General features: G+C 65.7%; 12 protein-coding genes. 9 read left to right on the forward strand and 3 right to left on the reverse strand.

All coding sequences use genetic code 11. The annotated features are described in order from the left end of the window. The first annotated feature begins 3 nt into the window (after positions 1–3). Complete coding sequence (locus CH296_RS13725) at positions 4–369, forward strand: hypothetical protein (RefSeq protein ID WP_141214751.1); 366 nt, start codon at positions 4–6, stop codon at positions 367–369. A gap of 72 nt (positions 370–441) precedes the next feature. After that, positions 442–1,629, forward strand: coding sequence for a DNA polymerase IV (gene dinB / locus CH296_RS13730; protein ID WP_179277739.1), 1,188 nt, complete (start codon positions 442–444; stop codon positions 1,627–1,629). On the opposite strand, the gene CH296_RS13735 is transcribed toward dinB, so the two are convergent. Then, positions 1,630–3,027 carry a cytochrome P450 gene (locus CH296_RS13735; RefSeq protein WP_094659557.1) on the reverse strand — a complete coding sequence of 466 codons (1,398 nt, stop codon included), beginning with the start codon at positions 3,025–3,027 and terminating at the stop codon, positions 1,630–1,632. Between the two features lie 94 nt (positions 3,028–3,121). Between CH296_RS13735 and CH296_RS13740 the strand changes: the two genes are divergently transcribed. Both CH296_RS13740 and CH296_RS13745 read left to right on the forward strand, forming a co-directional pair. Continuing rightward, entirely contained in the window at positions 3,122–3,697 is a 576-nt protein-coding gene (locus tag CH296_RS13740) for a TetR/AcrR family transcriptional regulator (protein WP_045198642.1), read from the forward strand. A 22-nt stretch (positions 3,698–3,719) separates the two neighbouring features. Next, a complete protein-coding gene (locus CH296_RS13745) occupies positions 3,720–4,034 on the forward strand; it encodes a DUF2277 domain-containing protein (protein WP_045198644.1) in 315 nt (104 codons plus the stop codon). Here the strand turns inward: CH296_RS13745 and CH296_RS13750 are convergent. After that, complete coding sequence (locus CH296_RS13750; RefSeq protein ID WP_032397406.1) at positions 4,031–4,450, reverse strand: helix-turn-helix domain-containing protein; 420 nt, start codon at positions 4,448–4,450, stop codon at positions 4,031–4,033. The genes CH296_RS13745 and CH296_RS13750 overlap by 4 nt on opposite strands. 293 nt (positions 4,451–4,743) lie before the next feature. Here CH296_RS13750 and CH296_RS13755 point away from each other — a divergent pair, with 293 nt between their 5' ends. Next, positions 4,744–5,415, forward strand: a complete 672-nt coding sequence (locus CH296_RS13755; RefSeq protein ID WP_143544543.1) for a hypothetical protein — start codon at positions 4,744–4,746, stop codon at positions 5,413–5,415. Between the two features lie 22 nt (positions 5,416–5,437). Here CH296_RS13755 and CH296_RS13760 read toward each other — a convergent pair whose 3' ends face one another. Then, the gene (locus CH296_RS13760; RefSeq protein ID WP_094685027.1) at positions 5,438–6,601 is read right to left on the reverse strand and encodes a globin domain-containing protein; all 1,164 of its coding nucleotides are present in this window, start codon (positions 6,599–6,601) and stop codon (positions 5,438–5,440) included. A gap of 203 nt (positions 6,602–6,804) precedes the next feature. Here CH296_RS13760 and clpB point away from each other — a divergent pair, with 203 nt between their 5' ends. The 4 genes from clpB (at position 6,805) to CH296_RS13780 (ending at position 12,245) form a co-directional block, all read left to right on the forward strand. Then, positions 6,805–9,351 (forward strand): ATP-dependent chaperone ClpB, encoded by a 2,547-nt coding sequence (gene clpB, locus CH296_RS13765; protein ID WP_094685028.1) that lies wholly within the window; start codon positions 6,805–6,807, stop codon positions 9,349–9,351. Positions 9,352–9,444: 93 nt separating this feature from the next. Then, positions 9,445–10,440, forward strand: a complete 996-nt coding sequence (locus CH296_RS13770) for a DUF5666 domain-containing protein (protein ID WP_094685029.1) — start codon at positions 9,445–9,447, stop codon at positions 10,438–10,440. Between the two features lie 85 nt (positions 10,441–10,525). Further along, the gene (locus CH296_RS13775) at positions 10,526–11,596 is read left to right on the forward strand and encodes a hypothetical protein (RefSeq protein ID WP_094685030.1); all 1,071 of its coding nucleotides are present in this window, start codon (positions 10,526–10,528) and stop codon (positions 11,594–11,596) included. 58 nt (positions 11,597–11,654) lie between these two features. Beyond that, complete coding sequence (locus CH296_RS13780; protein ID WP_256980449.1) at positions 11,655–12,245, forward strand: LemA family protein; 591 nt, start codon at positions 11,655–11,657, stop codon at positions 12,243–12,245. The last annotated feature ends 89 nt before the right edge of the window (positions 12,246–12,334 follow it).

Consider the following 12,334-nt stretch of genomic DNA (forward strand, 5'->3'; position numbering starts at 1 on the left):
TCGGTGAGTGCTGCACTGTGCGTGATGGCGTTGACCGCCGGCTGCAGCTACGAGCTGACGTCCTCCGGCGCAGGGAGCGATGTGTCGCGTGATGTTCAGGAGGCGCGGGACGGATTTCTCGAGACCCCGGGAATGGCCGCACTGTTCGACGACCTCTACGGGCAGGGCATCGGAACGACCGTCAACGAGGTGTTCGCGCTCGGTATCTACATCCCCGGCTTCTGCGAGACCCGTGCCCAACAGGGACTCACGGAGGAGGAAGCCGTCGCAGAGGTGACCGATTCTCTGGGAGCAACCTACGAGAAGGGGACCGGCGAACCCTGGGCCGAGCCGATCGTGCAGGCCGCGGAGGAGCACGTCTGCCGCTGAGTCGGGTGCGGTGTCGGTGGCTCATGCGAGCATGGACTCGTGGAGTCCAGCGGCCGACCCGTGGCGAGCATCATGCACGCCGATCTGGACTCCTTCTATGCCTCGGTGGAGCAGCGTGACGACCCGCGGTTGCGCGGCAGGCCGGTGATCGTCGGCGGGGGAGTGGTGCTCGCCGCCAGCTACGAGGCCAAGGCTTTCGGGGTACGCACGGCGATGAGCGGTGGGCAGGCCCGCGCCGTGTGCCCGCAGGCGATCGTCGTCCCGCCACGCATGGATGCCTATTCGCAGGCGAGCAAGGACGTGTTCGACGTCTTCCACGACACCACCCCGCTGGTGGAGGGCATCTCCATCGACGAGGCATTTCTCGACGTCGGCGGCTTGCAGAAGATAGCGGGCAGTGCGACCGAGATCGGTCGGCAACTGCGCCGGGACGTCGCCGAGCAGGTCGGGCTGCCCATCACCGTCGGGATCGCCACCACCAAGTTTCTGGCCAAGGTGGCCAGTGCCTTCGCCAAGCCCGACGGCCTTCTTCTCGTGCCGCCCGGTGCCGAACTCGAGTTCCTGCATCCGCTGAACATCGAAAGGCTCTGGGGCGTAGGCAAAGTGACCGCCGAGAAGCTGCACGTCCTCGACATCAGGACCGTCGGGGATATCGCAGCCTACGGCGAGCGGTCGTTGGCATCGGTGCTCGGCAAGGGAGTGGGCGCCCATCTGTACGCGCTCGCCATGGGCCGGGATCCGCGACGCGTCCAACCCGGGAAGTCACGCAGTTCCATCGGCGCACAACGGGCACTCGGACGCGGCAGGCACGACGCGGCCGAGGTGGAGGCCTCGTTGATCGGGCTCGTCGATCGCGTCACGCACCGTATGCGCGCAGCAGAGCGAACCGGTCGAACGGTCATGTTGCGCTTACGGTTTGCCGACTTCACTCGCGCCACCAGATCGCACACGCTCGATCGCGCCACCGCCGACACCCGAGACATCCTGGACGCCGCACTCGAACTGCTCCGTGATGCCGCACCGCTGATCGCCGAGAAGGGCATCACCCTCGTCGGTGTCACCGTCTCGAGTATCGACAAGGGTGGAGCCGAACAGCTCGAGTTGCAGTTCGACGCACCGCAGGTGCGGACGCCGCCGGAGGCATCGGCTCTCGACCGTGCGCTCGACGGGGTGCACAAGAAGTTCGGATCGACATCGCTCACTCGTGGGGTGCTTCTCGGACGCGATCCGGGAATCTCGGTTCCGCTGTTGCCCGACTGACTAGTGCCGAGTCGACGGTTGCACCCGAAAGCCCGTGGGCATCATGGTCAGTCGCTCCACGACCTGAAGCCGGTACGACGGGTCGGCGTGCAGATCGAAACGCTGGAGAATGGTTCCGAGTACCAGGACCGCCTCGTGAATGGCGAATTGCCTTCCGATGCAGGCGCGTTCACCGGTACCGAAGGGCTTGTAGACATGAGCCGGTCTGGCCCTGATGCGGTCGGGTAGAAAGTTGTCCGGGTCGAACTCGCCGGGACGATCGCCCCACACCGGATCGCGATGCAGGGCCGTCACCAGCACGATCGCCCAGTCCCCGGCCGCCATTCGGTAGCCGTCACCGACGGTGGTCTCGGCCCGTGCTCCTCGGCCGAACGCGGGAACTGTCGGCCACAGGCGCAACGATTCGTCGAGGACTCGGCGGACGTACCGTAGCTTGGGGACCTGCCCGAACTCGGGTTTGCCCGCACCCCAGACCTCGTCGACCTCGGCGCGGGCCCGTTCGAAGACCTCCGGATGTGTCGCCAGGTAGTACAGCGCGAACGACAGCGCACCGGAGGTGGTCTCGTGCCCGGCGATCAAGAACGTCAGGATCTGGTAGCCGATGTTGGCTTCGCTCAATGCATTCGGATTGTCGACGTCGCGTGCCGCGTTCATCATGATCTGCAGCAGGTCGTCGAAGTTCTCGGTGGACCGGCGTCGAGTTCGGACGACGTCTGCGAGGACGTCGGCCAAATACTGTTTGTTCTGCGCGTACGCGCGATCCGATCGGGCGAACAAGGGTTTCGCGAACGCGGGAACCCTGAGCATCGCCCGCCGCTGGTTGTAGGTCAGTGCGCCGACCATCGCGGAGACGAACGGATGCGGCTCGGTTCGCGCGAACGAGCCGAAGCTGTAACTGAATCCGGTACGACCGATCGTCTCGAGCGTCAGCTTCGTCATGTCCGAGGACACGTCGGTCGTCGCCCCGGTGCGTGCGCAACCTTCCCAGTGCCGAACCAGATCGTCGGCGACGTCGACCATGATCTCGTGATAGCCGCGCATGGCACCGGCGGTGAACGCCGGACGCAACAGATCGTGGGCGCGTTGCCAATTCGGTTCGTGGTTGTAGGCGGTGAACAGACCGTCGGCTCCGATGTCGCGCAGATTCTCGACGCCGGGAGGGAGAAACTTCTCGAACCGCTTCTCGTCGCACAGTTCGCCCACCACATCGGCACCCGAGGCGAACACGAACCGTCGACCGAGGATGCTCCGCTCGAACATGGTGCCCAGGCGGCCGGCCATGGCGGTCGAGTCCTGAACCGGTGTGCGCGGGTTGATTCCGAGAATGTCGCCGAGCACGGGGACTCGGTACGGGGGATGCGGCAGAGGGCCGTTTCGTACCGCGAACTCAGTCGACATCGCCACTCCATCGTTTCGAGACAAGCCTGTTGAACCGGTGTTCAATAGTGACCGTACTCGCTGTTGAACCCGTGTCAAGTAAAGTTCGAGGCCCATGACCACACCCCGTAAGCGGATGACGCCGACGCAACGGCGTGCGCAGCTACTCGAGATCGGCTCGGCGCTGTTCGCCGAGCGGCCCTACGAGGACGTGTGGATCGAGGAGGTCGCCGACCTCGCAGGCGTCTCCCGCGGGTTGATGTACCACTACTTCCCGTCCAAGCGTGAATTCTTCGTCGAGGTCGTGCGCACCGAATCCGAGCGAAACCTCGACCTCACCGCACCGGACACCTCCCTTCCGGTCCTCGAGCAGATCGCCGCCGGTCTCGATGCATACATCTCCTACACCGACGAGCACGCGCACGGCGTCCGCGCCGTCAACCGCGGGTCTCTGCTGGGAGACCGACGGATCGACGACATCCTCAGGCGCGAGTTCGAGATCCAGCAGGAGCGGATCCTGGCTGCTCTGCCCGAAGGATTCCGCGACGACGAGATTGTCCGCACCGCACTGCGCGGGTGGGTGGCCTTCGTGCGAGCGGTGTGCCTGGACTGGGTGGAGCGCAGAACTCTGAGCCGAGAACAGGTTCGTGCGGTGTGTCTACGTGCCGTGGCAGGTCTTCTCGAGGTGTGAGCTGCGGGGTTATCGTCGATGCATGTGCCGAAACATCACCACCCTGCGAGGGCTGGAACCACACGCAACCGACGAGGAGATCGAAGCGGCCGCGCGTCAGTACGTCCGCAAGATCAGTGGTGTGCAGAAGACCTCGGACGCCACCCGTGACGCCTTCGAGGTTGCCGTCGCCGAGGTGACGGCAACGACGCACCGGCTCCTCGACGCGCTCCCGGAGCGGCGTCAGCCACCGCCGACGGTGCCGCCACTGAGGCGTCCCGAAGTGCAGGCGCGAATTGCGGCCGCGGGAGTGCAGCCTGCGGAACGACCCGTATCGGCCTCGAAAGCCGGATCCTAGACGGTGCTGTCCGGCGGCACCGCTGGAAGTCCTTCGCTCACGCGCAGCTTCTCGGCCATCGAGCTGAGCAGGTTCTGAGATTCCTCGGACAGGTCGAATGCCCTGGCGGATAGGCGACGTAGGCCGTATCCCTGCAGCTGGGTGAGCAGTTCGAGGTCGTGATCGACCTTGGCCGCATAGATGTTGTCGAAGAAGTAGTCGGCCTTGACCTTGAAGAACGCGGCGAGTGCCGCCACGGTGTCGGCGGACGGATTGACGCGCTGCCCCGACCGCAGTTGCGAGATGTACGGCTTGGAGATCTGGTGCCCGCGCAGGGCGAGTGCGTCGGCGACCTCGGCATTGGTGTGTGGCTTGCGTCCGGGCGGGTGGATCGTGGCGAACAGATGGTTCAGACGTGCGGCGAAATCAGCGGACATCGGGGATGTGTGTGCCTTCCTGATACAGCCGCTGCCCACCCGGGCAGATCGGTCCGCCACGGACCGAACCGGCTCATAGTAGCCGCTGTCGTGATCCCGTCGAATCATGGCTGACCTGCAGAAATCCGTCCCAGAATCGGACTGATCGGTTTCATGAGGGGGGTGACGTGCGGGGCCGAGTCCGCGCGGCCGGGTACCCGGGGAAACGGGATCGAACGAATGCTTTTCCGCAGAATCGGGCGCGTGATCGGAGCCTCGGTGGCAGACTGTCTTGCCAGGCGGAGGGGGTGGAGATGACCGGTCGTCGACGACGAACGTTCGATTCACGAGACGGTGACGCGGAGGTGGTCGAGCCTCTGCTTCGTGCAGTGCTGTCCTACGCACCGCGGGACGAATCGCCCATGCCGCACCCGTCCGAGGGAATCATGCTCCGCGCCGAGGACGGCTCCGGATTCGTTCGGCTCGAACTCGCCATCGCAGACGATCTCGGCGCAGGTATCCCGGGTCCGTTCGGATCCAGGTTCTACGAATGTGGATCGTTCGAAGTGATTGTCCCGCAACGAGATCCCTGGGACGGTGCACTGCTGATGATCCACCTGCTCGACACCCGAGCGCCCCACCGCTTCGAGTTCGTCACGTCCATGCCGCCTCGGTGGAGCCTGCGGCTCGAGCACGACGGCTCGGTGTCGGTACTCGACGATTCCGGTGATGCGGTGATCTTCATCGGCCGCCCATGGGCTTTCGACTCGGATCTGCATCCGGTTCGCGTGCACTACACCATCGAGAACGACCTTCTGGTGCAGAACGTCCTGGCCGACGCGGACGCGGGCTATCCCATTCTGATCGACCCCGATCCCGACGCGATCATCACCGGAGACGGCAGGCTCATCACCGAGACCTGGACTCCTCGCCTGGTGGCGGGCGGAATCGTCGAGGATCTGCCGCCGAAGTCTTTGTCGAGCTGAAAACCGAGCAGCGCAACGTGATTCAGAACGGATCGTGCTGAATGTGCTCCATCGGTGTGCCGACCTTGCGGAGGGCGTAGATCGTCGTCCGAACCATCGACGGCGACCCACAGATCTGAATCTGCCGATCGGCCCACGAGCCGAACTGGGTCACCACCTTGCCCACCGCGCCGTGCAGACGGTGGTGCATTCCCCATGGCAGTTCGCGAGGTGTGCCCGAGTACCACCACGGATTCTCGAGCTCCTCGGTCACCGGAACGACCGTCAGCCACGGATTGGACAGAGACAGCTGCCACAGCGTGTCCAGATCGTAGAGATCGCACGGATACTTCCCGCTGACGAACAGATGCACCCGCGGATTGTTGCTGCGCTGCGCCATCTCCATGACCTGCGCGCGCAGCGGAGCCAGGCCGGTACCTCCCGCGATCATCAGCACGTCCTCGCGGATCGCGCGATCGACGTGCATCCCGCCCAGTGGCGGGCTGATGGACCAGCGATCACCGACCGCGGTCTCGGTGACCATCGCCGGCGACACCCAGCCCCCGGATACGCGTCGGACGTGGAACTCGATCTCGCCGTACGGATTGCTGGGGATGGCCGGGGACAGATACCGCCACAGCTTGGGCCGCTGCGGAATCTGCACACTGACGTACTGCCCGGGGAAGTACGGAATTTCGCCGTCGGTCTTGAGCCGCACGACTGCGAGGTCGTCGAGAAGCCGATGATGTTCGACGACGGTGGCACTCCAGAACGGCGGCAGTTCGTCGTTGTCGGCGGCTTCGGCCATTGCGTCGCTCACGACGGTGAGTGTGTCGTTCCAGGCCGTCTCGACCTCGTCGGTCCACACCTCGTTGCCGGCGAAGGTGCGGAACGCGCTGATCAGGGCCGAGCTGCCCGCACGGAAGTGCGCGCCCGAGATTCCGTGCTTGCGGTGGTCCCGGCCGAGTTGCTCGAGGAACGGTTCGACGCGGTCGGGGTCGTCGAGATGCTCGAAGACGTACCCGAGCGCCATGACGAAGTGTTCACGCAACGCATCCATCGACGCGGGGAACAGGGCGCGGAAGTGGGGGTGCTCGGCGAACAGGTGGCCGTAGAAGGACCGAGACAGCCGCGCCGGTCCGTCCTGGGCGGCCACGACGGACTTGAATCCGGTGCGAACCAGGGAGATCGTGCGTGCGTCGAGCATCGATCTACCTCCACCCCACCGATTGCCCCACCGGTCACTGCCGTCGACCGTCTCCAAAGTAGACCGATCGAGGGTATCGCGCACGGTGCGGAATGTGCAGAGTCGCGCACGAAGAAAATCAGGGTTGAGCGGAACAGACTCAACTTGTCTATGGTTGTACCCAGCGACAGTCACGAAACCCGATCCGAGAAAGAAGGTGACCGGTGGACAGTTTCACTCCCACCACGAAGTCGCAGGCAGCGCTTTCTGCTGCCCTGCAGGCCGCATCCGCGGCCGGTAACCCGGACATTCGTCCGGCACATTTGTTGGTGGCGTTGCTCGATCAGACCGACGGCATCGCCACACCCTTGTTGAAGGCCGTCGGCGTCGACCCTGCAACGGTGCGTCGAGAAGCGCAGAACCTCGTCGATCGCATGCCCTCGGCATCCGGCTCGACCACCACTCCGCAACTCGGCCGTGAAACCCTCGCCGCGATCACCGCAGCGCAGCACCTGGCCACCGAACTCGACGACGAGTTCGTCTCCACCGAGCACCTCATGGTGGGCCTGGCGACCGGCAACGACGACGTGGCCAAGCTTCTGAGCGGCCACGGAGCCGGACCCAACGAATTGCGCGACGCCTTCCAGGCCGTCCGTGGCAGCGCGCGGGTCACCAGCGCAGATCCCGAGAACACCTACCAGGCGCTGGAGAAGTACAGCACCGACCTGACCGCGCTGGCCCGCGAAGGCAAGCTCGATCCCGTCATCGGGCGCGACACCGAGATCAGGCGTGTCGTGCAGGTCCTGTCGCGACGCACCAAGAACAACCCGGTGCTCATCGGCGAGCCCGGCGTCGGCAAGACGGCCATCGTCGAAGGACTCGCCCAACGGGTCGTGGCAGGCGATGTTCCGGAGAGCCTGCGCGGCAAGACCGTCGTCTCTCTCGACCTCGGTTCCATGGTCGCGGGGGCGAAGTTCCGCGGTGAGTTCGAGGAGCGGCTCAAGTCCGTGCTCGACGACATCAAGAACTCCGCGGGCCAGGTCATCACGTTCATCGACGAGCTGCACACCATCGTCGGTGCCGGCGCGACCGGCGAGTCCGCGATGGACGCGGGCAACATGATCAAGCCGATGCTGGCCCGCGGCGAACTGCGTCTGGTCGGTGCGACGACCCTCGAGGAGTACCGCAAGTACATCGAGAAGGACGCTGCCCTCGAACGACGCTTCCAACAGGTCTACGTCGGAGAGCCCTCGGTCGAGGACACCGTCGGAATCCTGCGCGGACTCAAGGAACGCTACGAGGTGCATCACGGCGTCCGGATCACGGACTCCGCCCTGGTCGCTGCGGCAACGCTCAGTGATCGGTACATCACCGCCCGCTTCCTGCCGGACAAGGCCATCGACCTCGTCGACGAGGCCGCGTCGCGGCTGCGCATGGAGATCGACTCGCGCCCCGTCGAGATCGACGAGGTGGAGCGGGCCGTCCGTCGCCTCGAAATCGAGGAGATGGCCCTGGCGAAGGAGACCGACGACGCGTCGAAGGCTCGCCTCGACAAGCTCCGCCAGGAACTGGCCGATCTTCAGGAGAAGCTCGCCGGGCTCAGCACCCGCTGGCAGAACGAGAAGAACGCCATCGACTCGGTGCGAGTCCTGAAGGAGGAGCTCGAGAACCTGCGCGGGGAGTCCGACCGCGCCGAACGCGACGGCGATCTGGGCAAGGCCGCCGAGCTGCGTTACGGACGCATCCCGACGCTCGAGAAGGAGCTCGCCGCCAAGACCGAGGACTCTCCTGCTCAGGGCGAGGTGATGCTCAAGGAGGAAGTGGGACCGGACGACGTCGCCGACGTCGTCGCGGCCTGGACCGGAATCCCGGCCGGCCGGATGCTCGAAGGCGAGACCGCCAAGCTGCTCCGCATGGAGGACGAACTCGGCAAGCGAGTCGTCGGACAGAAGGACGCCGTACAAGCGGTGTCCGACGCGGTCCGGCGCTCCCGTGCCGGGGTGGCCGATCCCAACCGTCCGACGGGATCGTTCCTCTTCCTCGGCCCCACCGGCGTCGGTAAGACCGAGCTGGCGAAGGCGTTGGCGGAGTTCCTGTTCGACGACGAACGGGCGATGGTGCGCATCGACATGAGTGAGTACAGCGAGAAGCATGCCGTCGCTCGGCTCGTCGGTGCACCTCCGGGTTACGTGGGCTACGAGGCCGGCGGACAGTTGACCGAAGCCGTGCGCAGGCGGCCGTACACGGTGGTGCTCTTCGACGAGGTCGAGAAGGCACACCCCGACGTGTTCGACATTCTGCTCGCAGTGCTCGACGAGGGCCGTCTCACCGACGGCCAGGGCCGGACCGTCGACTTCCGCAACACGATCCTGATCCTCACCTCCAACCTCGGTGCCGGCGGTACCAAGGAGCAGGTGATGGACGCGGTGCGGCGTTCGTTCAAGCCCGAGTTCGTCAACCGACTCGACGACGTGGTGGTGTTCGACGCGTTGTCCGAGGATCAGCTCGAGTCGATCGTCGACATCCAGCTCGGCTTCCTGGCCAAGCGTCTGTCGGCTCGTCGCCTGACGCTCGAGGTGTCGTCGCCGGCGAAGATGTGGCTCGCGGTGCGCGGCTACGACCCGCTGTACGGTGCGCGTCCACTTCGTCGACTGATCCAGCAGGCCATCGGGGATCAACTGGCGAAGTTGCTGCTCGCCGGTGAAGTCCACGACGGCGATGTGGTGTCGGTCAACGTCAGCCCGGATGGCGAGCACCTGATCCTGGGCTAGCCGCGGTCTTTCCGAACAGGCCCGCACGAGCGCTGCTCGTGCGGGCCTGTTTCGTGCTTCGACCGGGGTGCAGCGGGTGGGTACGCTCGTGGAATGACGAATCCGGACGACCCGCGGTCACCTCGAGAACGCGATCAGGACGCGGCGCGCCAGGCGGAGTCGTCCGAGCCGACCCAGGACGACGGTCGGCCGTACTCCGGAACCCAGCAAAATCCCGACGGCGCTCACCCGACCGAGGCATATCCGACGCAGGCGTATCAGAACCCGGGCTACGAGAACGCGGCCTACCAGAATCCGGACCCGCAGGCGTATCCGCCGGGGTATCAGCCGACGCAGGCGTTTCCGCCTTACGACCCCGAGCAGCAGGCTGCGGCGAATCAGGCCTACGGCCAGACCCAGCAGTACGGTCAGGCCCCGGGTTACGGCCAGGCGCCGGGGTACAACACTGCTCAGTACGGGCAACCCCAGCAGTACGGGCAGGCTCCGGGCTACGACACTGCGCAGTACGGCCACACTCAGCAGTTCGGCCACACTCAGCAGTTCGGACAGCCGCCGGAGTACGGTGCCCCACCTCCCACCGAAGGACCGAACGACGCCGATTCCGGCAGCAAGGGGCCCCGACCGTGGGTTCTGGCGCTCATCGGACTCGTCGTTCTCGCCATCGTCGTGGTGTTCGGCATTTCCTTCCTGAGCGGGGGATCGGACGAGCCCGAGACCACGGCGACTGCGCCGTCGACCTCGATCCGGCCGCCCACCTCGACTGCGCCCACGACCACGCCGCAGCCCACCGAATCGGGCACGGCCACCACACCCGAGCTGATCCCTGGGGGAATTCCCGAGATTCTCGGCCAGCTCGGCTCGTCGGTGGGAACGATCACCGCCAACGACGGCTCGACTCTGACGCTCGACGGTCTCGACGGGGCCCCGGTCACGGTGCAGACCACACCCCAGACCCAGATAATCTCGTTGTCCGGTAGCGATCTGGCGTCGCTGACCGTCGGTGCATTCGTCGTGGTGCAGGGCGAGGCCGTCCAGGACGGAACGATTCGCGCGAACGTCATCATCGAAACGCCGAGTCTGGGTGGTTAGGCAACCCGCGTCGCAGTAGGGACGGTTCACAGGCCCCGGCGGTGGTGGGCGGCGAAGGTGTCGATGTCGATTAAGGTGGTTCGCGATGACGGCAATGTGGTTCGGCCTTGCGGCAATTGCACTGATGGGTGCAGTGGCCCTGCTCTACATCGACAGGTCCAAGCGAGATCGGTCCGGACGTGTACGGCAGATGTGGGCCAAGGCTCAGGGATACGAGTACCGACCGCACGATCGAGAACTGGTCACGCGGTTCTCGCGCGCTGCCCTGTCCAAGCCGGAGTTCGACGTGGCTCTCGGAGTGGTGACCGGCGTTCGACGCGGTGAGGAGTTCGTTCTCTTCGACGTCGAGGAGACAGGCACGATCGTGGCCGTGCAACGCTCGGTCGGTTCGGATGTCGACATCGATCTTCGGCCCCGCTCGACGCCACCGCCGCGCGACGAGGACATGGAACTGCTCGGTTCCATCGGCCCACGCGTGGTGTTCGCAACCGACGTCGATATCGCTCGGCGTGTCTGCGACCAGCGGATGGCAGCGTTCACCGAGTCCATCCCGGAGAATCTGCAGCTGCTGTGGAGCGAGAAGGACTGGACGCTCGGGTCACTGCCGCTCGGCAGTGTCGGTCGCGATTGGGATGCCGCGATCGACGCGGTCGCGAGACTGTCGGGCATGTTGCACGTGCTGCCGCCGGTTCGCGGAAGCGCGGTCTACGGCGCTCGCCCCGGTGATGATCGGAGTGATCCCGGTAGGCCGTCGGTGCACGAGGCACCCACGCAGCAAGCACCCGTGGCACAGAATCCTCGGCCTCGTGTGGCCGAACCCCGTATTCAGGCGGTTCGACGCCCGGAGCCGCCCGTCGCCGAGCCCAGAACCCCAGCACCCAAGACGCCTGAGCCGAGGGTGCGGCCTCCTCGCGCCGCCGAGCCCCGTATCCATGAACCCCGTATCCAGGAACCGCGTATCCAGGAACCCCGTGTTCAGGAACCTCGTGTGCAGGAGCCGCGTCCGCAGGAGCCGGGGCGCAGGCCGCGTCCGCCGAGGCCCGATGCTGCCGGCCCGCAGGCCGCAAGTAGGGCGAATCCGTCGCGTCCGGTGCCACGTCCGCCCGTCTCGCGTCCGATTCCGTTCGACTCGGACCGCCGACGCAATCAGCCGTGATCGAAGTTCGGGCGTGTTTACGGGCGCAGACGCGCTTACGCGGCTAAATTCGTACCTCGTGACGGTTTCTTCGGTTGTTGTCGTGGCAGTCCTGGTCCTCATTGTCGTGGTCGGTTACGTGGTCGGTTACGTGGTGGTCGCGGTGCGTCGACTCGGTCGATACAGCGATCAGACGGAGCAGAGTCTGCGGCTGGTCGATGTCGAGCTCGATCGGCGTCACGAGCAGTTGGGCCCGTTCCTCGCCGCCGCGGAGGCCACCGGGCTGTCCGCCGATCTGCTGCGTCAGCTCGGCGGTGCACGTTCGTGGTCCAAGGCCGTGCGCGATCGCAGCCTGGGTCTGCAGGCGCAGGCCGCCGCCGAGAACGCCCTGTCCGCCGCGTTTCACGCCGTGCTCGCCGATGCCGATGCGCGCCGGAACGCGTTGGGCAATTGGTCGTTTCAAGGCCCGGCCGGTGAACTGAACGTCACCGAGCGCCGTATCGCAGGCGCGGTGCGGGTGTACAACGACAACGCGTATCGGTTGTCGCAGGCGATCGGCACGTTCCCGTCCTCGCTCGTCGCCAGGGCTCGTTCGTTGACCGCACCGGAACCGTTCGTGGAGACCAAGGAACTGCTCGACGAGCAGCAGTCGGCCGAGATCGCTGCCTAGTGGCAGAACGATCAGCGGAGCCGGCGGGAGCGCCTGCGCGGGTCGGTGGGTAAGTTCGTACCGACCTATCGAAGATCCGTGGTGCGACG

Source organism: Rhodococcus sp. 14-2496-1d (assembly GCF_002259365.1).
In the GTDB taxonomy this organism is placed as follows: Bacteria; Actinomycetota; Actinomycetes; order Mycobacteriales; family Mycobacteriaceae; genus Rhodococcoides.